This is a genomic window from Achromobacter sp. NPDC008082 (genome assembly GCF_042957345.1).
Lineage (GTDB): Bacteria > Pseudomonadota > Gammaproteobacteria > Burkholderiales > Burkholderiaceae_B > Achromobacter > Achromobacter kerstersii_A.
Genome location: NZ_JBIBIB010000002.1, coordinates 997319 through 1019632, shown reverse-complemented (window position 1 = coordinate 1019632; position 22314 = coordinate 997319). Strand labels below are relative to the sequence as shown.

22 protein-coding genes are annotated in these 22314 nt (G+C 64.1%); 10 read left to right on the top strand and 12 right to left on the bottom strand.

All coding sequences use genetic code 11. From position 1 onward, the window contains the following. Positions 1 to 41 precede the first annotated feature (41 nt). The gene (locus tag ACFZAI_RS11685) at positions 42 to 1904 is read left to right on the top strand and encodes a DUF4153 domain-containing protein (RefSeq protein ID WP_391567010.1); all 1863 of its coding nucleotides are present in this window, start codon (positions 42 to 44) and stop codon (positions 1902 to 1904) included. Positions 1905 to 1935: 31 nt separating this feature from the next. On the opposite strand, the gene ACFZAI_RS11680 is transcribed toward ACFZAI_RS11685, so the two are convergent. The 4 genes from ACFZAI_RS11680 to ACFZAI_RS11665 all read right to left on the bottom strand — a co-directional run bounded on the left by ACFZAI_RS11680 (position 1936) and on the right by ACFZAI_RS11665 (position 4765). Further along, on the bottom strand, positions 1936 to 2157 hold the full coding sequence (locus tag ACFZAI_RS11680) for a hypothetical protein (protein ID WP_054423419.1): 222 nt from the start codon (positions 2155 to 2157) through the stop codon (positions 1936 to 1938). A 118-nt stretch (positions 2158 to 2275) separates the two neighbouring features. Next, the gene (locus tag ACFZAI_RS11675; RefSeq protein WP_391567009.1) at positions 2276 to 3367 is read right to left on the bottom strand and encodes an AI-2E family transporter; all 1092 of its coding nucleotides are present in this window, start codon (positions 3365 to 3367) and stop codon (positions 2276 to 2278) included. A gap of 67 nt (positions 3368 to 3434) precedes the next feature. Further along, on the bottom strand, positions 3435 to 4139 hold the full coding sequence (locus ACFZAI_RS11670; RefSeq protein ID WP_391567008.1) for a DUF3053 family protein: 705 nt from the start codon (positions 4137 to 4139) through the stop codon (positions 3435 to 3437). A gap of 122 nt (positions 4140 to 4261) precedes the next feature. Further along, a complete protein-coding gene (locus ACFZAI_RS11665) occupies positions 4262 to 4765 on the bottom strand; it encodes a GNAT family N-acetyltransferase (RefSeq protein WP_391567007.1) in 504 nt (167 codons plus the stop codon). Positions 4766 to 4976: 211 nt separating this feature from the next. Here ACFZAI_RS11665 and ACFZAI_RS11660 point away from each other — a divergent pair, with 211 nt between their 5' ends. The 3 genes from ACFZAI_RS11660 (at position 4977) to ACFZAI_RS11650 (ending at position 7167) form a co-directional block, all read left to right on the top strand. Further along, entirely contained in the window at positions 4977 to 5336 is a 360-nt protein-coding gene (locus tag ACFZAI_RS11660; protein WP_175169742.1) for a hypothetical protein, read from the top strand. A 743-nt stretch (positions 5337 to 6079) separates the two neighbouring features. Further along, entirely contained in the window at positions 6080 to 6364 is a 285-nt protein-coding gene (locus tag ACFZAI_RS11655) for a hypothetical protein (RefSeq protein WP_391567006.1), read from the top strand. Between the two features lie 110 nt (positions 6365 to 6474). Then, complete coding sequence (locus ACFZAI_RS11650) at positions 6475 to 7167, top strand: cytochrome b/b6 domain-containing protein (RefSeq protein WP_391567005.1); 693 nt, start codon at positions 6475 to 6477, stop codon at positions 7165 to 7167. Positions 7168 to 7261: 94 nt separating this feature from the next. Here the strand turns inward: ACFZAI_RS11650 and ACFZAI_RS11645 are convergent, their stop codons facing one another. Both ACFZAI_RS11645 and purB read right to left on the bottom strand, forming a co-directional pair. Beyond that, positions 7262 to 7720, bottom strand: a complete 459-nt coding sequence (locus ACFZAI_RS11645; RefSeq protein WP_175169740.1) for a cytochrome c — start codon at positions 7718 to 7720, stop codon at positions 7262 to 7264. A gap of 58 nt (positions 7721 to 7778) precedes the next feature. Next, the gene (purB, locus tag ACFZAI_RS11640; RefSeq protein ID WP_391567004.1) at positions 7779 to 9155 is read right to left on the bottom strand and encodes an adenylosuccinate lyase; all 1377 of its coding nucleotides are present in this window, start codon (positions 9153 to 9155) and stop codon (positions 7779 to 7781) included. A gap of 161 nt (positions 9156 to 9316) precedes the next feature. Here purB and ACFZAI_RS11635 point away from each other — a divergent pair, with 161 nt between their 5' ends. Next, the gene (locus ACFZAI_RS11635) at positions 9317 to 9928 is read left to right on the top strand and encodes a glutathione S-transferase (RefSeq protein WP_391567003.1); all 612 of its coding nucleotides are present in this window, start codon (positions 9317 to 9319) and stop codon (positions 9926 to 9928) included. A gap of 111 nt (positions 9929 to 10039) precedes the next feature. Here ACFZAI_RS11635 and ACFZAI_RS11630 read toward each other — a convergent pair whose 3' ends face one another. From ACFZAI_RS11630 to ACFZAI_RS11620, 3 genes are all read right to left on the bottom strand, one after another. Continuing rightward, positions 10040 to 10861 carry a sulfite exporter TauE/SafE family protein gene (locus tag ACFZAI_RS11630; RefSeq protein WP_054423430.1) on the bottom strand — a complete coding sequence of 274 codons (822 nt, stop codon included), beginning with the start codon at positions 10859 to 10861 and terminating at the stop codon, positions 10040 to 10042. A gap of 112 nt (positions 10862 to 10973) precedes the next feature. Beyond that, positions 10974 to 12092 carry a tRNA 2-thiouridine(34) synthase MnmA gene (gene mnmA, locus ACFZAI_RS11625; RefSeq protein WP_391567002.1) on the bottom strand — a complete coding sequence of 373 codons (1119 nt, stop codon included), beginning with the start codon at positions 12090 to 12092 and terminating at the stop codon, positions 10974 to 10976. An 8-nt stretch (positions 12093 to 12100) separates the two neighbouring features. Further along, positions 12101 to 13027: a LysR substrate-binding domain-containing protein gene (locus ACFZAI_RS11620; RefSeq protein WP_391567001.1), complete on the bottom strand. Its 927-nt coding sequence runs from the start codon at positions 13025 to 13027 to the stop codon at positions 12101 to 12103. Between the two features lie 224 nt (positions 13028 to 13251). On the opposite strand from ACFZAI_RS11620, the gene ACFZAI_RS11615 reads away from it, so the two are divergent. From ACFZAI_RS11615 to ACFZAI_RS11595, 5 genes are all read left to right on the top strand, one after another. Next, a complete protein-coding gene (locus ACFZAI_RS11615) occupies positions 13252 to 14241 on the top strand; it encodes a Bug family tripartite tricarboxylate transporter substrate binding protein (protein ID WP_391567000.1) in 990 nt (329 codons plus the stop codon). A gap of 70 nt (positions 14242 to 14311) precedes the next feature. Next, on the top strand, positions 14312 to 15187 hold the full coding sequence (locus tag ACFZAI_RS11610; protein WP_391566999.1) for an N-formylglutamate amidohydrolase: 876 nt from the start codon (positions 14312 to 14314) through the stop codon (positions 15185 to 15187). Positions 15188 to 15442: 255 nt separating this feature from the next. Beyond that, the gene (locus tag ACFZAI_RS11605) at positions 15443 to 16561 is read left to right on the top strand and encodes a Re/Si-specific NAD(P)(+) transhydrogenase subunit alpha (protein ID WP_391566998.1); all 1119 of its coding nucleotides are present in this window, start codon (positions 15443 to 15445) and stop codon (positions 16559 to 16561) included. A gap of 2 nt (positions 16562 to 16563) precedes the next feature. After that, a complete protein-coding gene (locus ACFZAI_RS11600; RefSeq protein ID WP_006224972.1) occupies positions 16564 to 16881 on the top strand; it encodes an NAD(P) transhydrogenase subunit alpha in 318 nt (105 codons plus the stop codon). After that, positions 16878 to 18317, top strand: a complete 1440-nt coding sequence (locus ACFZAI_RS11595) for an NAD(P)(+) transhydrogenase (Re/Si-specific) subunit beta (RefSeq protein ID WP_391566997.1) — start codon at positions 16878 to 16880, stop codon at positions 18315 to 18317. The genes ACFZAI_RS11600 and ACFZAI_RS11595 overlap by 4 nt, the downstream gene beginning before the upstream one ends. A 27-nt stretch (positions 18318 to 18344) precedes the next feature. Here ACFZAI_RS11595 and glcF read toward each other — a convergent pair whose 3' ends face one another. From glcF to ACFZAI_RS11580, 3 genes are read right to left on the bottom strand one after another with little or no spacing between them, the layout of a single operon-like run. After that, positions 18345 to 19580: a glycolate oxidase subunit GlcF gene (glcF, locus tag ACFZAI_RS11590; RefSeq protein WP_391566996.1), complete on the bottom strand. Its 1236-nt coding sequence runs from the start codon at positions 19578 to 19580 to the stop codon at positions 18345 to 18347. A 6-nt stretch (positions 19581 to 19586) separates the two neighbouring features. Next, the gene (gene glcE, locus ACFZAI_RS11585; protein WP_391566995.1) at positions 19587 to 20693 is read right to left on the bottom strand and encodes a glycolate oxidase subunit GlcE; all 1107 of its coding nucleotides are present in this window, start codon (positions 20691 to 20693) and stop codon (positions 19587 to 19589) included. A gap of 12 nt (positions 20694 to 20705) precedes the next feature. Beyond that, a complete protein-coding gene (locus ACFZAI_RS11580; protein ID WP_054423441.1) occupies positions 20706 to 22205 on the bottom strand; it encodes an FAD-linked oxidase C-terminal domain-containing protein in 1500 nt (499 codons plus the stop codon). Between the last annotated feature and the right edge of the window lie 109 nt (positions 22206 to 22314).

Below are 22314 nucleotides of genomic sequence, written 5' to 3'. Positions count from 1 at the left end.
TGCATGCGCGGATAGCCCCACGCGTTGCTACTATCGCCGCCATGAATAATCCGTCCCTTAAACCGACCTCCGGCAGCGCCTTGAGCGCGCCCGACAAGACCGTGCTGGTCTATGGCGTCATCGCCGCCCTGCTTGGCGTCGCCATGAATGAACTCATGGCGCATCGGGCATGGCCTTGGGGCCACCCCTACGCGCTGTATTTCATTGTGCAATGGCTGACGCTGGCGCCGCTGGCAGGCGCTATGCTTGCGGGGATGACCAGCGCCAGACGCTGGCTCGTCGCGCTGGCCGTCTATGGACTGATCCTGCCCGCAATCACGGCCTACGGGCTGACGGCCGCGTTCGGTTCGCTTCCCAATGAACGCGGCGGCTGGCTCCGCGGCAGCGAAATGAGCGTTGCCCTGTTGCTGACCGGCACGGCGGGCTTCATCCTGCTGCCGGTAATCCAGGCGCTGGACGCCACCCGCGCGCAATGGAATTACCCGGCGGTATTTCGCGCCGCGTGGCGCAATGCCGTCCACCTGGCCCTGAGCCTATTCCTGGCGGGGGCCGTGTGCCTGCTGCTGACGGCGGCGGGCGCCATGTTCAAGATGATCGGCATCGGGATCGTGCAGCGGGTCGTTGAAAATTCAACGTTCCGCTATGCGGTGTGGCCGATGATTCTGGCGGCATGCCTGGTGGGCGTGCGCCGCCGGCCCGCACTGACGGACACCCTGCAACGTTCCTGGCTGACGCTTAACGCCTGGTTGCTGCCGCTGGTCACGCTGGTGGGCGTGGCCTTTACGCTGGCGCTCGCGGCCCGCATGGCGCTGGGCTTGCAGGCCGTGCAATTGTCGGCGGGCGCGCTGATTGCGTTCTCGCTCGTGTGGATCAAGCTGATCAACGCTGCCTGGCAAGACCATGCCGACGCCGCCCCGTTTGGGGCACGACTGGGCGGACTGCTGCGCGCAGCCATGGTGTGCCTGCTGCCGCTGGCGGCGGTGGCCTTGTACGGCGCTATCGTCCGCGTCGATCAATATGGCTGGACCGTGCTGCGCGCCTGGGGCGTGGCCGCAAGCGGCATCCTGGTGTTATACGGGGCGGGCTACAGCTGGGCGGCCTTGCGCCCCAAGCGCTACTACCCGGTGTTGGGGGCCACCAACCTGATCGCCGCGGCCGCCACGCTGGCCGTGCTGGTGGCGTTCATCACCCCGATTGCCAACCCCATGCGGCTGACGGCCCAAAGCCAGTTGCAGCGCATGATCGACGGACGCCTCGATCCCCACGAGTTCACGTATTACCGTGTGGGTGAAGACTTCGGCAAGTGGGGCGTGGAGGCCGTACAGCAACTGGCCGATGGGGCGGCCAATGCACGAGACCCGCGCATTGCGGCCGTTGCCAAAGAAGCGTTGAAAAGCGGCTACTTCCGCTGGGCGGACAACGAACAGCAGCTTGCCCAGGACATGGCGAACGTGCCGGCCTTCACCACAATCCCCGCGAACACCGAGGTGCCCGCGTCGTGGTGGGCGTACTTGGTACAGACTTATCCCTCGCAAGCCAAAACCTGCGCCACGCCCGCCAAGCCTGGCGTATCCCCGGGGCTGTCCCGCCCGGCCGCGGAACCCCGCTGCCAACTGGTCTTCGCCGACCTGACGGGCGACGGCCGTGATGACATCGTGCTGTACGTCACCCCGCTCAGCGATGTGCAGACCAGCACGGTTGAGCGGCTGCCCCTCTACTCACCGGACGCGGCGGATAAATGGAGCCTGCTCGGCCACCTGAAGGCCGTCAGCTTTTCCATGGACACCGCAGACGAAACCGGCGTGTCGGATCTGCAGCAGGCGCTCAAGCAAGGCTTGGTTCGCACGCAGCCCCGCACCGACCGCGACCTGCGCATCGGCGACAACCTGTTCAGGCTGCGTTAGGCGTCAAAGACCAAGCGCGGTGGATGCCGCGCTATTTTTCTTCCAGGTCGGGCGTGCCTGCGAACTGACTCTTCAGCAAGGTCAGCGCGCCCTTCTCCGCCAGCGCCTCGGTGGGGAAAACATTCTTGGTGTCTTCAAGCGGGGGGAATCCGATGATGCGCACCCGCGCATGAAACCCTTCGGGCACCTCGGCGAACTCAATATCGAAATTGCGTTCTTCGATCCAGCCTGACCGATGCAGTTTCCATTCCATTGCTACGCGCTCCTGTGTGGGCAAGCCGGCAAAGCCATAGGCCGGCAAAGATAATCGGCAATGCAAAAGGGCCGGCCTGTTCAGACCGGCCCTGCTACACGATACACCCGCGCGGGCCTTACTTGGCGGACGGCGGCGCGTCTTCCGGCTTGGCCAGCAGCTCGTCCGACGACGGCGAGAACAGATCCCAGCAGGCCATGAACAGCGCGGCGATCAGCGGGCCGATCACAAAACCGTTCAGGCCGAACAGCGCCATGCCGCCCAGCGTGGAAATCAGCACCACGTAGTCGGGCATCTTCGTGTCCTTGCCCACCAGAATCGGGCGCAGCACGTTGTCGACCATGCCGATGACCAGCACGCCAAACGCGATCAGCACCGCGCCCTTGACGACGGCGCCGGTCAGCAGGAAGTAGATGGCCACGGGCGCCCAGATCAGGCCTGCGCCCACGGCGGGCAGCAGCGACAGGAAGCCCATGATCACGCCCCACAGCAGCGCGCCCTGAATCGACAGAATCGAAAAGATGATGCCGCCCAATGCGCCCTGCGCCGCCGCAACCGCGATGTTGCCCTTGACGGTGGCGCGGATCACGGTCGTGAACTTGCGGAACAGATGCTGCTTGTGCGCGTCGCTCAACGGCATGGCGCGCTTGATGCGTGCGGACAACTGCGGCCCGTCACGCAACAGGAAGAACAGCAAGTACAGCATGATGCCGAAGCTGATCACGAACTGGAACGTGTCCTGCCCGATGCTCAAGGCCTGGGTCGCCAGGAACTGGCTGGCCTGCATGGCGCCCGCGCTGAGCTTTTCTTGCAAGCTGGGGATGTCGGCCAGATCAAAGCGCGCCAGCAGGTCGTGCACCGACGGCGGCAATGCCGCCATCGCCTGCTGGAAGTAGGCGCCGAAATTCAGCTCGCCCGACTTGATGCTCTGATACAGGTTCGCGCCTTCACGCACCAGCGACCCGCTGATGGCGACCAGCGGCAGGATGACCAGCAGCAAGACCCCCAACAAGGTGATCAGCGCGGCAAGATTGCGCCTGCCCCCCCAACGCTTGACCAGCCGGCGTTGCAAGGGCCCAAAGATAATGGCAAGAATGGCGCCCCAAAACACGGCGCCATAGAACGGCCACAATAACCAGCCGAACGCGATGGTGACGACGACAAGCAGGAGCAGAAAGGTCCTGAAGTGCAAGCTGGATGATTGACTCATATTCCGTTCCAGGCACGGCGAACGCCGCGAGACCCGCATTGTACAAAGCGCCCGCTACCAGATGCTTTCAAGACCCGCGGCCCGCCGCAAGCAGAATGGTTTCGCGCGCTTCGGCAAGCCCCGCCGATTGCGCATTCAGGCCCTGCAATCGCAGGTTCAGTTCCTGTTGGAGCGTGGGCGTGGCCACCCGCGCCTGGCCGTCCACAAGTTCAATTTCGGCAGCGTTGGCGGCGACGAAATCCGCGATGCCTATTGCATCATGCGCCACGGAATCCATGCGCGTCGCAGCCTGCATCAGCTCGGCGGCAGGCGCCGTCACCGCATCGTCATAGACGCCGTCGTAGACGGGCGCCAGATCTTCTGGCAGCGTCAGGCTGGCCCGCGCCTTGTCGGCTTTGTCGCGCGCGTCCTGAAGCTTGCCCGCGCTGTCGGCCAGGGTTTTGCGAGCCGCCTCGAACGCCGCTTTGCGTTCCACGATTTCGCCCACCGACCGCAGGGTCTCCACCGCCAGCACGTCGCGCAACGCGCCCGCCGCCTTGGCCATTTCTTGCTGGAAATCGGTCATGACGCCGTACGCATCGTCGTAGTCGCCCACCGCTTCCTTCTCGGCCTTGGTCAAGGCGGCAAGCGGCAGCAGCGCGTCGCTGGTCACACGAGATTGCAGCAGCTGGATGAACGCCACGCGTTCCTGGGGTTCTTTATTGACGCAGGCCGTCATGAACAGCATTGAGGCCATCGCCAGGCCTGCCAGGCAGGCTCGCCACAGTGACATCCGTATCCTCTCCTTGCCCGCTGCGTGGATGGCGGGCGCATGGGGGCAGATTATCCCGAAGCGCTGGCCCACGGCCGCTTGCGGGCGGATTTTGTTGCGATCGAAGCGAGTTGACACAGGGGTCAGGCCTGGAGCGAACAGGCCATGGCGCACCGCCGTGCGGCATCGAAGCCCGCATCCGCTTCCGTTTGCAGGCGCGCGCGTAACCCCGCCGAATACGGCGGCGTCAATTCCACAAAGCCCAGCCGTTGATAGAACGGCGCATTCCACGGCAGCTCGCGGTCGGTCGTCAGCACAACGGCCCCATACCCTGCCGTGCGCGCGTGCGCCAACACCGCCTGCATCAACGCCCGCCCCAGGCCCTGGCCTTGCGCGGGCAAGGCCACGGACATTTCCACCAGATACAGGTCGCCATCCATCGGCTTGGCCAGGGCAAAACCGCACGGCTGCCCGTCGCGCAACGCCACCCACAACAGGCCGGCCGCTTGGGCCGCGACCAGCACGTCCAGCGGCAGCGGCTCGCCGTCGGCAGCCCAGTCCATCGGCGTGCCGCGAAAGCGCTGTGCGGCGGAGCGTTCGATGTCGGCGAGACGGGTCAGGTCGCTTACGTGGGCGGGTCGGATCATGATTGGGCAGGTCCGATCATGATTGGGCGGGTCGGATCATGAAGCAGGACAGTTGGATGGCATGACGGCCAGGAGCACGACAATCAGAAAGCGAAGAAGTATGCACGATGCGCAGGGCCGGCCGGAACGCGTCCGCGCCTTCCCGTAAAATGCCCGCTTATATTCAATGCTGGCCGCAACGGCCGCGCGTAACCCAGGTTTGGCTTCACCCATGACTCAACATGCTTCCCCGGCCCCTTGGGGCTTCACCCTGCCCGATTGCCGAGGCGCGGCCGCTCTGCTGTATTTCATGAACGATCTGGCGCGTGTCGTGAACCAGTATCTGGGTCAGGGCCAATTGTCTGACGACGCCTTGGCCGGTGCACAGAAAGCCGTGGACGCCCTGGTGGCGCGCTATGCCGACCTTGATGCCGCACCCGAGGCTTTCACTGACGAGCATATCGGCCTGGCGCTGGAAACCGAGCGCCAGCCAGACGGCTCGATGGGCGCGCAAGTGGCCCTGCGGATGTCGCCGCGTCTGGAAGGGCTGATCATCGAAGCCCAACGCCAAGCCCGCGCGGCCGAGCACTAAGCGCCCATGAGGGGGCCTGCCCCCCCTGGCGAAAACCCGGCGCCCAAGCCGCAGCCCCCAAAAAAGACTTGCAAAACCCGCCGACTAGCGATATCATCGTTAGTTGATGTGCCTTCACGCCGCCATATTTCCGAAAATAAATAGGCTGAAAGCACGCTGGAAGTACCCCTCCAGAGCTTGGCCGGCCCCCCGCCCGTAAAAACCGCGAGCCGCCAGCCACCCGGAAATTCGATCCGGTTTGCGAAAACCCATAACGCGAAAACGCAAGCCGCCGACTTCCACCTGGAACCCACGGCAATAGCCAAACACATCTTCACCACACCGCCAGTCCGGTTTGGAAAGAAGCGACCAAACACGTTGCAGACCGAGTCGCACTCACGACAACGCTGCACAGCAACCACCAGAGTCAACCCGCTCTGCGTGGCCCCTCAGGTCTGAAGAGCGCATGCCCCGACATGCACGCCACTTGGCCTGAACCGATACCGTCCTGGACTGACTGACGGCATCGGACGCAACACCCCCGCATCACCCCGTTACGCGCGCAAGCAAAAACATGAGAATGCGCAAACTGACGGCAACACTTGTGCGTTACTGTCATGCATGCCTGTCCGATATGTCTGTAAGACGTTACCCGGCCGGACATGGCAAACGCGAAGTCGCGAGGCGCTTTTGGTACGTCCGCCCCTTCGTGGCATGAACTAGACGCCGCTTTCTAATAACTAGAACTTAAGAGAACACACACCATGAATACTCGTTTCACTACCTCGGACCTGATCCGACGCCCGGCTCATACGATGCTGGACAACACGCCGATCCACATTGGCGACATCGTTTATCTGCAACCGGCCAACGGCCCGGCCATTCGCGCCACGGTCATCTTCAACGCGCCGATCGACGGCACGACGACCTACACGACCGAAGTCGTGCCTTGCGGCGTGACGTCGCAAAAGGCGCCCGGCCAGCGTATCCGCTTCCGCCACGAACACGTGCATCGCATCGAGTCCGTGCGCAGCAACGCCACGCACTAAACGCCACACCCTGGCTCATGGAGCCAGTTCGACCTCGCCGCGCACCATGCGCGGCGAGTGCTTTTTACGCGTGATAAAGTCGCAAGCACCTTAGTCCGGGCACGCTCACCATGCAGAACAATCGTCTCGCGATCCGCATCTGGGATCTTCCCACCCGCCTCTTTCACTGGGCGCTTGTCGTCTGTATCGTCGGCGCGTTCGTCAGCGTAAAGCTGGGCGGCCTGTATATGGATTGGCATGTGCGCTTTGGCTGCACGGCGCTGGGCCTGATCATCTTCCGGCTGTTGTGGGGCATCGTCGGCCCGCGCTATGTCCGCTTCACCCAGTTTGTGCGCGGCCCCGGCTCCATTGCCCGCTACCTGAAAGGCGCAGCCGCGCCCGCCGGCCACAACCCGCTAGGCGCGTTGTCGGTGCTGGCGCTGCTGCTTGTCGTCGGCTTCCAAGCCGTCAGCGGGCTGTTCACCACCGACGACATCATGACGCAAGGCCCCTTGTTCGGCTATGTCAGCGAAGCAACTGCCGGCGCGCTGACCTCGTGGCACAAGTTGAACGAGTGGGTGATCATTGCGCTGATCGCGCTGCACCTGGCAGCCGTCGCCTGGTATGCAGTGGTTCGCCGCAAGCGCCTGGTGCGCGCCATCATCACGGGGGATGTCGACGCCAAGGACCTGCCCGCCGGCACGCCGCCCGCACAAGACGGCATTGCCGTTTGGCTGCGCGCGCTGCTGCTGGGCGCCTGCGTGACAGGATTGGTGTTGTGGATACGGTCGCTGGAAGTGGTGGCCGACATGTCCTTTTCCTGAACACGCGCCGCGCAGGACAAAACAAAAAGCCCTTCGAATTTTCGAAGGGCTTTTTGTTTGCAGCGATCAAGGCCGCCCGCGAACGGCTCGCGCCTTACTTCTTCTTGCGGTAGGAATCGTGGCAGGCCTTGCAGCTTGCGCCGACATCACCGAAGGCCGCGCGCAGCTTGTCCAGATCGCCTGCGTCAGCAGCTGCTGACAGCTTCACGATGTTGTCCTGGAACGCTTGCTGCTTTTGCTTGAAACCTGCGGCGTCGCTCCAGATTTCGGGGCGGGCATCGCCGCCTTCCGTACCCGGACCGAAAGCCGTCCACGGCAGCGCCGACAAGGTCTTCAACACTTCAACGTTGGCCTTGATCTGCGCGGCATCGTAGGGCGCCTGGCCCTTGACCACCGGCGTCATGCGCCCGAAATGCGAGGCCATCAGCGTCAACGCCGATTGGCGGTACTTGACCGCATCTTCGGGCTTGGCGAACTGCGCCGACGCGGTCGTCGCCAACAGCGGCCCAACGGTCATACAGGCCAACGCGGCAAGCGTGGACAACTTCTTCATTGCAATCTCCCGTGAGAACAACAAGGATGCCGCGCGCATGACGCGCGCGGCATGGCGACTATACCGCCCGAGCCAGCTCGGCGGCCAGCCCGATGTACGAGCGGGGGGTCATCGCCAGCAGACGGGCCTTGGGTTCTTCCGGCAGCGCCAGGCCCTGGATGAATTCTCGCAGGGCTTCTTCGGTGATGCCCTTGCCGCGCGTCAAGGCCTTGAGTTGTTCGTACGGTTGCGGCAGGCCATAGCGGCGCATCACGGTTTGAACCGGTTCGGCCAGCACTTCCCAGCACGCGTCGATGTCGGCGTCGATGGCGGCCGTGTTGACTTCCAGCTTGCCCAGGCCGCGCATGCACGCGTCCCATGCCACCAGGCAATAGCCCAGGCCCACGCCCAGGTTGCGCAGCACGGTGGAGTCGGTCAGGTCGCGCTGCCAGCGGGAGATCGGCAGCTTGTCGGCCAGGTGGCGCAACACGGCGTTGGCCAGGCCCAGATTGCCTTCGGAGTTTTCGAAGTCGATCGGGTTGACCTTGTGCGGCATGGTCGACGAGCCGACCTCGCCTTCTTTCAGGCGCTGCTTGAAGTAGCCCAGCGCCACGTAGCCCCAGACGTCACGGTCCAGATCCAGGACGATGATGTTGGCGCGCGTGATGGCGTCAAACAAGGCCGACATCCAGTCATGCGGTTCGATCTGGATGGTGTGGCGGTTCTGGGTCAGGCCCAGGCCGGACAGCACGCGCTGGCTGAAAGCGGGCCAGTCGATTTCCGGATAGGCGGACAGGTGGGCATTGTAGTTGCCGGTGGCGCCGTTCAGCTTGGCCAGCGGTTCGACGGCTTCAACGGCGGCGATGGCGCGGTTCAGGCGCGCGGCCACGTTGGCGAATTCCTTGCCCAGCGTGGTCGGGCTGGCCGGCTGGCCGTGCGTGCGCGACAGCATCGGCTGGTCAGCCTGGGCCACGGCCATGTCGTTCAGCTTGGCGGCCAGTTCACGCAGGCGCGGCACCACAACCTGATCGCGGGCGCGCGACAGCATCAGCGCGTGCGAGGTGTTGTTGATGTCTTCAGAGGTGCAGGCAAAGTGGATGAACTCGGCGGCGCGGGCCAGCTCGGCGTCATCGGCCACTTTTTCCTTCAGCCAGTACTCAACGGCCTTCACGTCATGGTTCGTGACGCGTTCGATGTCCTTGATGCGGGCGGCGTCGGATTCCGAAAAGTCCTGCACCAGCTGTTGCAGGCGCTGGCGGGCGGCTTCAGAGAACGAGGGCAGCTCGGGCAGGCCGGCGTCGGACAGGGCGACGAGCCACGCCACCTCGACTTCGACACGGTGCGCCATGAAGCCGGCTTCGGACAGCAGACCGCGCAGCGCGTCGCTCCGGGAAGCGTAACGGCCATCCAATGGCGAAAGGGCATTCAGTTGGCTCAATTGATCGGCGATTTGCATGGTCTGGAGAAGAAATAGCTACGGATGGGAAAACCCGACGATTTTATCATCCGAGGGCGCGCAACATTGTGGCAAACTGGCGAAGATTCCGGCCGGCGGCCGGTTAGACCGTCATACGGCCTGCTATACTTCGGCCGCTTTTCGACTCCGCTTGTGACTCCATGAAACTGATCGGCTCGCTTACCAGTCCATACGTACGCAAAGTGCGTATCGTCATGGCCGAGAAAAAGCTGGACTACCGGCTTGAACTCGAAAACGTCTGGTCCGCCGACACGCAGATCCAAACGTACAACCCGCTGGGCAAGGTTCCCTGCCTGGTCATGGAAGACGGCGGCGCGCTGTTCGATTCGCGCGTCATCGTCGAATACGTGGACACCCTGTCTCCCGTTGCCCGCCTGATCCCGCAGCAGGGCCGCGACCGCGCGGCTGTGAAGTGCTGGGAAGCCATTGCAGACGGCGTGCTGGATGCGTGCGTGGCTATCGTCAAGGAAAACCAGCGCCCCGAGGCGCAACGCAGCCCGGAATGGATTGAACGCCAGTTCAGCAAAATCCACGCCAGTCTCGACGCCATGAACAAGAGCCTGGGCGAAAACGCGCACTGTATGGGCATCAACTACAGCCTGGCCGACATCGCCGTCGGCTGCGCGCTGGGCTACCTGGACCTGCGCTTCGCCGAGCTTGACTGGCGTGCCAACCACCTGAACCTGGCCCGCCTGTACGACAAGCTGTCCCAGCGCCAATCGTTCCTCGACACGGTTCCCAAGACCGCCTGACCGCCACAGACCGCCCATCCACGATGGGCGCCTGATAAGACATCGGCCGCATTGCGGCCGATTTTCATTGCGGCGGCCGACAGATTCCGGCCGCGTATTGTCGAACCCGCGCTATTGGGCGGCAAACGTCTGCCAGGCCTTGAACAACATGTAGGCGGCCAGGGCGAACAGCAGGCAGGCGAACACGCGCTTCAAGGTTTGCACGGGCAGGCGGTGCGCCATGCGCGCGCCCATCGGCGCCGTCAGCACGCTGGTGCACACCAGCGCCAGCAACGCCGGCCAATAGATATAGCCCAGCATGCCGGGGCGCGATGCGCCTTCGTTCAGGCCCGACACCACATAGCCCACGCTATTGGCCAGCGCAATGGGAAAGCCCAGCGCGGCCGACGTCGACACGGCGTTATGCAAGGCCACGTTGCACCAGACCATGAACGGCACGGACAGGAAACCGCCGCCCGCCCCCACCAGGCCCGACAGGAAACCGATGCCTGCCCCGGCCGCGCTGGTGCCCACCACGCCAGGCATCTGGCGCGCCGGCTTGGGCTTTTTGTTGCGCAGCATGCTCCAGCCCGAATAGCCCACGAACAGCGCGAAGAACAGCGACAGCCACAAGGTGCTGAGCGCGGCGAACACCGCCCCGCCCGACACCAGCCCGCCGATGATGATGCCCGGCGCCATCGCCCACACGATGTTCCATTTGATGGTGCCCCGCTGCTGGTGCGCCCGGACGCTGGACACAGAGGTGAACAAGATGGACGTCATCGACGTGGCGATGGCCGCGTGCACGACCAGATCAGCCGGCATGCCCTGCCAGGCGAACAGCATCGTCAGGAACGGCACCAGCAGCATCCCGCCGCCAATGCCCAGCAGCCCCGCGGCAAACCCCACCACCGCGCCCAACACCAGCAGGCAAATCAACATCGACACATCCACAACCGTCTCCTCTCGTTTTGTTTTGAATACTTGCTTCTCATGAACAAGGCCCCGCAGGGATCACACCCGCGGGGCCTTGTCCGGACCCACACGCACCAGACGGCAGCGTCCTTTACAGGATGATGCCGCCGCCCAGGCAAACCTCGCCATCGTAAAGCACAGCCGACTGCCCGGGCGTCACGGCCCACTGCGGCTCGGTGAAATCCAGCGCAAAGGTATCGCCTTCGGCGCGCGCCAGGCGGCAAGCGGCGTCCGCCTGACGGTAGCGCGTCTTGGCGCCATAGCTGGCGATGGCGGGCGGATGCCCGGCCACCCAACTGGCGTCTTGCGCCTGCAACTGGCCCGACAGCAGCCAGGGGTGGTCATGCCCCTGCACCACGTAAAGAATGTTGCGCTCCAGATCCTTGCGCGCCACGTACCAGGCTTCAGCCGTGCCATCTTCACGCTGACGGCCCTTCACGCCGCCCACGCCCAGGCCCTTGCGCTGCCCCAGCGTATAGAACGACAAGCCCTCGTGGCGCCCGACCTTCTGGCCTTCGGGCGTCAGGATCGGACCCGGCTCGGTCGGCAGATAGCGGTTCAGGAATTCGCGGAACGGGCGTTCGCCGATGAAGCAGATCCCCGTGGAATCCTTCTTGGCCGCGTTGTGCAAGCCGATCTCGTGCGCAATGCGCCGCACTTCGGTCTTGTGGATTTCCCCCAGCGGAAACAGTGTGCGCGACAGCTGCGCCTGATTCAGCCGATGCAGGAAGTAGCTTTGGTCCTTGGACGCATCCAGCGCTTTCAATAGCTGGAACTGCGTGCCGCCGCCGTCTGCCGGCACCTCGCGCACCCGCGCGTAATGACCGGTGGCGATGTGCTCGGCGCCCAACGCCATGGCGTGGTCCAAGAACGCCTTGAACTTGATCTCGGCGTTGCACAGCACGTCAGGGTTGGGCGTGCGGCCCGCGGAATACTCGCGCAGGAATTCCGCAAACACGCGGTCTTTATATTCGGCGGCGAAGTTGACGAACTCGAAGTCCACGCCCACCAGGTCGGCGACGCTGGCGGCGTCAAGCAGATCCTGGCGGGTGGAGCAGTATTCGGAATCGTCGTCGTCTTCCCAGTTCTTCATGAACAGGCCAACGACGTCATAGCCTTGCTGTTTGAGCAGCCACGCGGTGACCGAAGAATCGACCCCGCCCGACATGCCGACCACAACGCGGCCTTTCTTGGTGGATATTTGACTCATGATGGCGCTTATTTTAAATCGGACACGGCATCTTCCCGCGGCTGCGGCTCAGCCGCCCGCGAGACTTCCATCAGCCAGGTGCGAAAGGCCTGCAACGTAGGCAGGTTGGCCTTCTGCTCGGGATAGCACAGGTAATAGCCCATGCGCGCGCGGATGGGCAGCTGGATGGCGACGGCCAGCTTGCCGTCGCGCAGTTCGTCTTCGATCAGGCAACGCGGAATCAGCGCAACGCCAAACCCCGCCGCGGCCGCCTGCGACAAGAGCGCGTACTGATCAAAGCGCGCCCCCTCCAGGCTGCGGCGCGAATCGCATCCAGCTTGCTCGAACCAGTCGCGCCAGCCTTCCAGCGCCGACGTGTGGTGCAGCAGCGGATACGCCAGCAACGCTTCCGGCGACGGGCAGCCGCCAGGGATCAGGCGCGGGCTACAGACGGGCACGATCTCTCGTCCAACGATGTAGTCAGACCCGCTGCCCGGCCACAACCCTTCGCCAAAGCGCACGGCGGCATCCAGTTCCGGCGTCGAAAAATCGTAGCCCTGGCGATGCGGCAGAAACTCTACGTGGATGTCGGGGCGCAGGCGCATGAAGGCGGTAAGCCGCGGGATCAGCCAGCGCGCGCCGAAGGTCGGCATACAGGTCAGGTTAAGGGTGCCGCCCTGCCCCTGATGCGCAATCAGCTCTACGGTTGCGGCCTCGATCTGGCCCAGCCCCGCCTGAATCTTCGTCAGATAGCTGCGGCCCGCTTCGGTCAGGACCAGGCCTTGCCTGATCCGCAGGAATAGTTCGACGCCGACGAACTCTTCCAGATGTTTCACCTGTTTACTGACGGCGCCCTGCGTCACACACAGTTCCTGCGCCGCGCGCGTGAAGCTGCTGTGTCTGGCGGCCACTTCAAAGGCCTGCAGATCGGTTAAAGAGGGACAGAAACGTCGCATGGTTCGCCCCCACGCATGGGTGGGGCTCCGGCCCGGCAGATCAGCGAAACGTGCCGGAAAAGTTACACAAAAGTAACGCCGGGACGGTGACGCCAACAGAGAGGCATGAAAAAAAGTCATAGCTTACGGAGAAACTTTCGTTTGCGCAAACCGCCCCGCCAGGAAAGAATCATTGCGTTTGCGTCTGCCTTTGCGCATCCGCTTTCCATTTATTAGGGGAATTCATGCAACGCCGTAATGTAGTCCTGGGCCTCTGTGTCGCTGCTGCGACCTTGGCCACGCCGCTGATCTCGGGTATCGCGCACGCTGAAGATGCGTATCCGAGCAAGCCCATCCGCCTGATCGTTCCCTTCCCGCCCGGGGGCACCACCGACATCGTCGGCCGCCTGTTCGCGGACAAGCTGGGCAAGGAACTGGGTCAGACCGTTGTGGTGGAAAACCGCGGCGGCGCCGGCGGCTCGATCGGCAGCGCATTCGTCGCCAGCAGCGCGCCCGACGGCTACGTGCTGGGCATCGCTACCGTCAGCACGCACGGCATCAACCCGGCCATCTACCCGAACCTGCCGTTCGATGGCGAGAAGGACTTCACGCCGATCTCGAACCTGGCGGCCGTGCCGAACATCATGACGATCAACCCGAAGGTGCAGGCCAAGAACATGGCCGAGTTCATCACGCTGGCCAAAAGCCAGCCGGGCAAGCTGACGTACGCATCGGCCGGCAACGGTTCGGTCTCGCACATGATGGGCGAACTGTTCAAGATGGCCTCGGGCACCGACCTGATGCACGTTCCGTACCGTGGCGTGGGCCCGGCGCTGAACGACGCGCTGGCCGGCCAGGTCGACGTCATGTATGACAACCTGCCGTCCACGCTGCCGCACGTGCAGTCCGGCCGTCTGATCGCCATGGCCGTTGCTTCGCCGAAGCGCGTGGCCAGCCTGCCCAACGTGCCCACGTTCGCCGAAGCCGGCCTGCCGGCCGTGAACGACGCGTCCTGGTTCGGTCTGGTTGCCCCGGCCAAGCTGCCGGAGCCGATTCTGGCCAAGCTGAACGCCGCCGTGCAGAAGGTCAGCGCGGAAGCCGACGTCAAGTCGCGCCTGGAAGCGCTGGGTGCTGAACCCGCCGCCAACAGCTCGGCCGACTTCGGCAAGCAGATCGCCGCTGAAATCGCCAAGAACAAGCGCATCGCCAAAGAAGCCAACGTGAAGATCGACTAAGCGATCTTCGGCCCCCACCGCGCAAGCTTGTGCGGCGGGGGCCTCCGATTCACGAACGCAACACCTCTATATGCGAATTACCCAACCCCTGTCTTACCGGCTCGACCTTCCGCAGCAATATCCGGATTCGGAACCCTCGGCCCCGCTTGTGCTGGACTCTCCGCACAGCGGCACCGCCTACCCTCCCGATTTCGCGGCCGCGGTGGACTTTGGCGCACTGCGCACTGCCGAGGACACCTGGGTTGACGACCTGTGGGGCGACGCGCTGGACATGGGCGTGCCGATGATTGCCGCCGCGTTTCCGCGCGCCTACATCGACGCCAACCGCGCCCCCGACGAGATCGACGAACTGCTGCTGGACGAAGCCTGGCCCGATGCCATCAACGCATCGCCCAAGGTCAAGCTGGGCAAGGGCCTGATCTGGCGCATGCTGGATGACGGCACCCCGCTGTACAACCGCAAGCTGACGGTGGAAGAAGTGCGCCACCGCATCAACGCCTGCTGGAAGCCGTACCACGCGGCGCTTGGCCAAGTGCTGGATTCGGCACACCAGAAATTCGGCAAGGTCTGGCACATCAACTGCCACTCCATGCCCAGCGTCGCCGGCGCTTTCGCCACCGACCGCCCCGGCTTGGTCCACCCCGACTTCGTGCTGGGCGACCGCGACGGCAGCACCAGCGACCCGGCCTTCCGCGAATTCATCGCGGCCTGGCTGCGCGAACGCGGCTACAACGTGACGGTGAACGATCCCTACAAGGGCGTCGAACTGGTGCGCGCCTTTGGCCGCCCGCAAGAAGGCCGCCACAGCTTGCAGATCGAAATCAACCGCAAGCTGTATATGGACGAAGTCACGCTGCGTCCGACGGAAAACTATGGCCGCCTGAAGGCCGATCTGCGCGACCTTACCGCTGCGCTGATCAACTGGACTCGCGCGCAAACGGCCTGACGCCGGACGTTTGCGAGCAAGTGCCGGCCAGCGGCGTGGTAAGACTGGCCGGAGCAAGTGGGGGTGTAAACCCCGAGCCCCATGGTTCGCCATGGGGCTTTTTTTTTGCCCGGCAAACAGAGGACTCATCAGCCCGCCGCAGGGCCGCCCCAAGGCGGCCTCGCCCCGCTCGGGAGGCAGCAAGCGAATGCAATGAGCGCAGCGTGGGGGCATTAACGTGTATAACTACGGCGAACCTTCTGAGGAGAGGCGTCGATGCACATCGGGATACCAAAAGAGACCCGAGACGGGGAAACCCGTGTCGCAGCAACACCGGAGACCGTCAAGAAGTACGTAGGCGGCAAACACACCGTTGTCGTGGAGCGTGGGGCCGGCACCGCCGCCCGCTTTCTGGATGACGCCTATGAGGCCGCGGGCGCTACGCTCGGTTCCGCCCAGGATGCGCTGGGCGCGGAACTCGTCTTGAAGGTTCGCGCGCCCTCTTCCGCTGAATTGCCCCAGATGAAATCGGGCGCTGTCGTCATCGGCATGCTTGATCCGTTCGACGCCGAAGGCCTGGAACAGATGGCCGCGGCAGGACTCGTCGGATTCGCGCTGGAAGCCGCGCCCCGCATCACTCGTGCGCAAAGCCTGGACGTGCTGTCGTCCCAGGCCAATTTGGCCGGCTACAAGGCCGTGCTGCTCGCCGCGCACCACTACGGCCGGCTGATTCCCATGATGATGACCGCCGCCGGCACCTTGAAAGCCGCGCGCGCCGTCGTGCTGGGCACCGGGGTGGCGGGCTTGCAGGCCATCGCCACGGCCAAGCGGCTGGGTGCGGTGGTCGAAGCCTCTGACGTGCGGCCCGCCGCGCGCGAGCAAGTCGAGTCGCTGGGCGCCAAGTTCATCGACGTGCCTTTCGAAACCGATGAAGAACGCGAGATCGCCCAAGGCACCGGCGGCTACGCGCGCGCCATGCCGCCCAGCTGGATGGCGCGGCAGGCGGCGCTGGTGTCCGAACGCTGCAAGCAGGCCGACCTTGTCATTACCACCGCGCTGATTCCCGGGCGGCCAGCCCCCACGCTCGTCTCGGCGGAAACCGTTGCGGCCATGAAGCCGGGTTCGGTACTGGTGGACCTGGCGGTCGAACGCGGCGGCAACTGCCCCTTGTCAGAGAAAGGCCTGGTGGTGGAAAAGCATGGCGTGACGATCATCGGGCTGACCAACCTGCCCGGCCTGGTCGCCACGGATGCCTCCGCGCTCTATGCGCGCAACATCCAGGATTTTCTGAAGCTCATCATCAATGCGGACGGCGCGCTGGCGATCCAGCGCGACGATGAAATCGTGGCGGCCTGCCTGGTGTGCGAAGGCGGCAATGTGTTGCGGAGAACCTGAACATGGAAGCGATCAACCCCACCCTGATGAACCTCATCATCTTCGTGCTGGCCATCTATGTCGGCTATCACGTCGTGTGGAACGTCACGCCCGCCTTGCACACGCCGCTGATGGCGGTCACCAACGCCATCTCGGCAATCATCATCGTGGGCGCCATGCTGGCCGCCGCGCTGACTGAAGGCGGGCTTGCGCGCGGCATGGGCGTGTTCGCCGTGGCGCTGGCTGCGGTAAATGTGTTCGGCGGCTTCCTCGTCACGCGCCGCATGCTTGAAATGTTCAAGAAAAAGGACAGAAAGCCGGGCAAGGAGGAAGCGAAATGATCTCGCTGAACCTCGTCACCCTGCTTTATCTGATTGCGTCCGTCTGCTTCATCCAGGCGCTCAAGGGCCTGTCGCATCCCACGACGTCCCGGCTGGGCAACGCGTTCGGCATGGCCGGCATGGCGATTGCCGTGCTGACCACGGCAGCGCTGATTGTGGGGCTGGCGCGTGAAGGCGCCGCCACAATCGGGCTGGGCTGGGTCGTGCTGGGCCTGCTGGTCGGCGGCACCATCGGCACCGTGATGGCCCGCCGCGTCGAGATGACGAAGATGCCCGAACTGGTTGCGTTCATGCACAGCATGATCGGCTTGGCGGCGGTTGCCATCGCTGTCGCCGTGGTGGCGGAGCCGCATGCGTTCGGCATTGTCGCCGCCGGCATGCTGATTCCCACCGGCAACCGCTTCGAGCTGTTCATCGGCACGTTTGTGGGAGCCATCACGTTCTCGGGCTCGGTCATCGCGTTTGGAAAACTGTCGGGCAAGTACAAGTTCCGGCTGTTCCAGGGCGCACCCGTCGTGTTCCCTGGCCAGCACATGCTGAATCTGGCGCTTGCGCTGGCGATGCTGGCCTGCGGTGTGTGGTTCATGCTGACGCAGGAATGGACGCCCTTCATCATCATGACGCTGATCGCGTTTGTGCTGGGCGTGCTGATCATCATCCCGATTGGCGGCGCGGACATGCCCGTGGTGGTGTCCATGCTGAACAGCTATTCGGGTTGGGCGGCGGCCGGCATCGGCTTTTCGCTGAACAACCCGATGCTGATCATCGCCGGTTCGCTGGTGGGTTCGTCAGGCGCGATTCTGTCTTACATCATGTGCAAGGCGATGAACCGGTCGTTCTTCAACGTGATCCTGGGCGGCTTTGGCGGCCAGGCGGGCGGCGCGGCGGATGCGGGCGGCGGGCAGCAGCGCAGCGTCAAGTCAGGCAGCGCGGACGACGCCGCTTTCCTGATGACCAATGCCGAAAGCGTGACCATCGTGCCGGGCTACGGCCTGGCGGTGGCGCGCGCTCAGCACGCGTTGAAGGAACTGGCCACCAAGCTCACCGAGCGCGGCGTGACAGTCAAGTACGCCATCCACCCCGTCGCGGGCCGCATGCCGGGCCATATGAACGTGCTGCTGGCCGAGGCCGAAGTGCCGTACGACCAGGTCTTCGAAATGGAAGACATCAACAGCGAGTTTGCGCAGACCGACGTGGTGCTGGTGCTGGGCGCGAACGACGTGGTCAACCCGGCCGCGAAGAACGATCCCAAGTCGCCCATTGCCGGCATGCCGATTCTGGAAGCCTACAAGGCGCGCACGGTCATCGTGAACAAGCGCTCGATGGCGTCCGGCTACGCGGGGCTGGACAACGAACTCTTCTACATGGACCGGACGATGATGGTGTTCGGCGATGCGAAGAAGGTGCTGGAAGATATGGTCAAGGCGGTGGAGTAAACCGCCCGGGTCCACGAATGCCTGATATCAGGCGTTCGTGGACGTTTGCAGTTGCGCATCCACCACTTCCACCCAATGCCGCACCGGCGTGTCGGTGCCGCTTTGCAAATGGCCAATGCAGCCGATGTTGGCCGACAGAATCACATCCGGCCCGCTCGCCGTGATAGCGCCCAGCTTGCGGTCGCGCAGCTCCAGCGCAATCTCCGGGTTCAGCACCGAGTACGCCCCCGCCGATCCGCAGCACAAATGCTTGTCGGCAAACGGCAGCAGCTCGAATCCCAAGTCCACAAGCAAACGCTCCGACAGCGGCCGCAGCCCCTGCCAATGCTGCAACGTGCACGGCGGATGAAACGCCGCGCGCGTTCCCGGCGCCAGGCGCGCGCGCAGTTGTTCCGCATGCGGCGCGACAATTTCCGCCACGTCCTTCACCAGCGCCACGATGTCCGCGGCCTTCTGCGCGTAGGCCGGATCATGCTTCAAATGGTGCGCATATTCCTTCACCATGGCGCCGCAGCCCGACGCGTTCATCACAATGGCCTCAACCGCCCCGTCTTGCACCAGCGGCCACCACGCGTCGACATTGGCGCGCATCTGCGCCAGCGCCTCGTCTTGCGCATCCAGGTGAAAACTGACCGCGCCGCAGCAGCCCGCGCCCGGCGCCAGCCGCGCGCCGATGCCCACGGCATCCAGCACGCGAATGGTGGCGGCGTCGATTGTCGGCATCATCGCCGGCTGCACGCAGCCCGTCAGCATCAGCACTTGGCGCGGGTGCGCCGCCACGTCAGGCAACGCACCGGCATCGCGGCGTTCCGGCACCTTGCGTTTAAGCGCGTCGGGCAGCAGGCCGCGCATGGCTTGGCCCACCCGCATCGCTGGCGCGAACAACGGCGACAGCATGGTCCGGCGCAGCAGATTGCGCTTGGTTTTGTCCGCCCAGGAACGCGGCACGCGCTCGTCCACGATCTTGCGGCCAATGTCGATCAGATGACCGTACTCCACCCCCGACGGACATGTGGTTTCGCAATTGCGGCAGGTCAGGCACCGGTCCAAGTGTTGTTGGGTGGACTGCGTGGGTTCAGCGCCTTCCAGCACCTGCTTGATCAAGTAGATGCGCCCGCGCGGGCTGTCCAGCTCGTCGCCCAGTACCTGATAGGTCGGACAGGTGGCCGTGCAGAAGCCGCAATGCACGCACCGCCGCAGAATGGCGTCGGCCTCGTTGCCCAGCTCGGTGTCGCGGGCCCAGGATGCCAGGTTGGTTTGCATGATGCGCTATAGCTCCAGGACCAGGCGGCCGGGGTTGAACAAACTGGCGGGATCGAGCTCCTGCTTGAGCCGGCGCGTAATCAACGCGACGCCCGGCGCAAGCGGATGGAACACGCCATCGGCTGGCGGTTGGAGATGGCCCGCACGAAACAGCGTGGCGTGGCCGCCCAAGCGCGCGGCGATCTCCCGCAGCTCGGTGGCGTCATAAGGACCGGTCAGCCAGCGCTGTCCGCCCCCCCATTCGATGAGCGTCGGCCCCAGCGCCAGCGCGGCGGCCGTCGGCGGCAATGCCAGGCGCCACAACGGCCGGTCTGGCGCAAAAAATTCGTGGGTCTGTTCGCGCAACGCGCGCCACCAGGCTTGCGCGGCATCAGGCTCCATCGGGTCGCCGCCTACCACTTGCCGCGCGCTGGCGATGGCGGGCGGCGCGCCCGACAGCCGCACGTGCATCGCGCCCTGGCCGTCGCCATCGCCGCCCGTCCAACTGGTGGCGGAAATGGGCAGCGGCTTGCCGCGCCACAAGGCAAAACTGGCCAGCGCTTGCGCTTGGGTCGCGGGCAGCACCAGCGTCAGTTCTTCCATGGGACGCGGCACAACCTTCATCGACACATCAAGAATGGCGCCGAAGATGCCGTGCGATCCGGCCAATAGCCGCGACACGTCGTACCCCGCTACGTTCTTCATGACCTCGCCGCCAAACGACAGGACGCGCCCTTCCGAATCCAGCAATCGCGTTCCCAGGATGAAGTCGCGCAGCGCGCCCGCGCTCATGCGGCGCGGGCCGGACAACCCTGCCGCCACGCAGCCGCCTACGGTTGCGGACTCGCCAAAATGCGGCGGTTCGAAAGCCAGCATCTGACCGTTCTCGGCCAAGGCCGCCTCCAGTTCGGCTAACGGCGTGCCTGCGCGCACGGTCACCACCAGTTCAGAAGGGTGATAACTGACGATGCCGCGATACGGCGTCATGTCCAGCAGGCAGTGGCCGTCTTGCGGCGTTACCGGGCGGTAGTTGCCATAAAACGCCTTGCTGCCGCCCCCCATCACAAACAAAGGCTTGTGACCGGCACGGGCGGTCATGACCTGGTCGCACAATTCCGACAGGACAAAATCCATAGGAGATACGTCCTAGAAACGGGCGAGATCGGGGAAGCGCATCTCACCCGCATGGACGTGCATCTTGCCGTATTCGGCGCAGCGGGCCAGCGTGGGAATGACTTTTTCAGGATTCAGCAGGCACGGCGGATCAAACGCCCGCTTGACCGCCAGGAACGCGTCGAGTTCTTCGCGAGAGAATTGCACGCACATTTGATTTATCTTCTCCATACCCACACCGTGCTCTCCGGTCACGGTTCCTCCTACCTGCACGCACAGCTCAAGAATGGCCGCACCGAATTTCTCGGCGCGCTCCACCTCGTCCGGCTTATTTGAATCGAACAGAATCAGCGGATGCAGATTGCCGTCGCCCGCATGGAACACGTTGGCGCAGCGCAACCCGAACTCATCTTCCATCTGTTCAATGGCGCCCAGCACGCGCGCCAGATGGCGGCGCGGAATCGTGCCGTCCATGCAGTAATAATCGGGTGACACGCGCCCCGCAGCCGGAAACGCGTTCTTGCGGCCCGCCCAGAATTTCAGGCGCTCGGCTTCAGACGTGGACACCTGGCAGCGCGTGGCGCCGGCGTCGCGAAACACCGCTTCCATGCGCGCGATTTCGTGCGCGACTTCTTCAGGCGTGCCATCGGACTCGCACAGCAAAATGGCTTGCGCGTCCATGTCGTAGCCGGCGCACACGAAGGGTTCGACCATGTGGGTCGCGCGGCGGTCCATCATTTCCAGGCCGGCGGGAATCATGCCCGCCGCGATCACTTGCGTGACCGCATTGCCCGCCGCTTCCACGCTGGAAAAGCTGGCCATGACGACCTGGGCGCAGGCCGGCTTCGGTATCAGTTTGACGGTCACTTCGGTGACCACGCCCAGCATGCCTTCGGAGCCGATAAACACAGACAGCAAATCCAGGCCCGGCGCATCCGGCGCTTCGGAACCCAGTTCAACAATGTCGCCATCGATGGTGACCACGCGCACACGCAGCACGTTGTGTACGGTGAGCCCGTACTTCAGGCAATGCACGCCGCCGGAATTCTCGGCCACGTTGCCGCCAATGGAACAGGCAATCTGGCTGGACGGGTCAGGTGCGTAGTACAGGCCATAAGGCGATGCCGCTTCGGAAATGGCCAGGTTGCGCACGCCAGGCTGCACGACGGCGGTGGCGCTGGCCAGATCGATATGCTTGATGCGGTTGAATTTGGACAGGCCCAACAGCACGCCCTGGCTGTGCGGCATGGCGCCGCCAGACAGGCCGGTGCCTGCGCCACGCGCGACGATGGGCGCGTTCAGGCGCTTGCAGATCCGCATGACGGCCTGCACCTGCTCTTCGGTTTCGGGTAATGCCACAACAGCCGGCAGCGCGCGATACAACGACAGCCCGTCGCACTCGTAGGGACGGGTATCTTCTTCGCGAAACAACACGCAGTGCGCGGGCAACGCGGCCGACAACGCCTCGATGAGCTGCTGCAACGAATAAGGCGCCTGCACTTGTGCCAGGCCGGTTTCGACCAGTGAATTCATGAGCGCAACAATAGCGCGAGCGCTCTGTTAAAACAGGCCGGGATTTACCCGCATCCATGCAACGACCGGGGCAAAGCGACACGTAACCAGCCGTAATAGGTGCGATTTT

Bases quoted from the DNA above. Each gene is read 5' to 3' on its own strand.
- ACFZAI_RS11595 (WP_391566997.1), top strand. From the start codon at position 16,878: ATGATCTCGCTGAACCTCGTCACCCTGCTTTATCTGATTGCGTCCGTC.
- ACFZAI_RS11615 (WP_391567000.1), top strand. From the start codon at position 13,252: ATGCAACGCCGTAATGTAGTCCTGGGCCTCTGTGTCGCTGCTGCGACC.
- ACFZAI_RS11605 (WP_391566998.1), top strand. From the start codon at position 15,443: ATGCACATCGGGATACCAAAAGAGACCCGAGACGGGGAAACCCGTGTC.
- ACFZAI_RS11670 (WP_391567008.1), bottom strand. From the start codon at position 4,139: ATGTCACTGTGGCGAGCCTGCCTGGCAGGCCTGGCGATGGCCTCAATG.
- ACFZAI_RS11645 (WP_175169740.1), bottom strand. From the start codon at position 7,720: ATGAAGAAGTTGTCCACGCTTGCCGCGTTGGCCTGTATGACCGTTGGG.
- ACFZAI_RS11685 (WP_391567010.1), top strand. From the start codon at position 42: ATGAATAATCCGTCCCTTAAACCGACCTCCGGCAGCGCCTTGAGCGCG.
- mnmA (WP_391567002.1), bottom strand. From the start codon at position 12,092: ATGAGTCAAATATCCACCAAGAAAGGCCGCGTTGTGGTCGGCATGTCG.
- ACFZAI_RS11650 (WP_391567005.1), top strand. From the start codon at position 6,475: ATGCAGAACAATCGTCTCGCGATCCGCATCTGGGATCTTCCCACCCGC.
- ACFZAI_RS11655 (WP_391567006.1), top strand. From the start codon at position 6,080: ATGAATACTCGTTTCACTACCTCGGACCTGATCCGACGCCCGGCTCAT.
- glcE (WP_391566995.1), bottom strand. From the start codon at position 20,693: ATGGATTTTGTCCTGTCGGAATTGTGCGACCAGGTCATGACCGCCCGT.
- glcF (WP_391566996.1), bottom strand. From the start codon at position 19,580: ATGCAAACCAACCTGGCATCCTGGGCCCGCGACACCGAGCTGGGCAAC.
- ACFZAI_RS11660 (WP_175169742.1), top strand. From the start codon at position 4,977: ATGACTCAACATGCTTCCCCGGCCCCTTGGGGCTTCACCCTGCCCGAT.
- ACFZAI_RS11680 (WP_054423419.1), bottom strand. From the start codon at position 2,157: ATGGAATGGAAACTGCATCGGTCAGGCTGGATCGAAGAACGCAATTTC.
- ACFZAI_RS11635 (WP_391567003.1), top strand. From the start codon at position 9,317: ATGAAACTGATCGGCTCGCTTACCAGTCCATACGTACGCAAAGTGCGT.
- ACFZAI_RS11620 (WP_391567001.1), bottom strand. From the start codon at position 13,027: ATGCGACGTTTCTGTCCCTCTTTAACCGATCTGCAGGCCTTTGAAGTG.
- ACFZAI_RS11665 (WP_391567007.1), bottom strand. From the start codon at position 4,765: ATGATCCGACCCGCCCACGTAAGCGACCTGACCCGTCTCGCCGACATC.
- ACFZAI_RS11600 (WP_006224972.1), top strand. From the start codon at position 16,564: ATGGAAGCGATCAACCCCACCCTGATGAACCTCATCATCTTCGTGCTG.
- ACFZAI_RS11610 (WP_391566999.1), top strand. From the start codon at position 14,312: ATGCGAATTACCCAACCCCTGTCTTACCGGCTCGACCTTCCGCAGCAA.
- purB (WP_391567004.1), bottom strand. From the start codon at position 9,155: ATGCAAATCGCCGATCAATTGAGCCAACTGAATGCCCTTTCGCCATTG.
- ACFZAI_RS11675 (WP_391567009.1), bottom strand. From the start codon at position 3,367: ATGAGTCAATCATCCAGCTTGCACTTCAGGACCTTTCTGCTCCTGCTT.
- ACFZAI_RS11580 (WP_054423441.1), bottom strand. From the start codon at position 22,205: ATGAATTCACTGGTCGAAACCGGCCTGGCACAAGTGCAGGCGCCTTAT.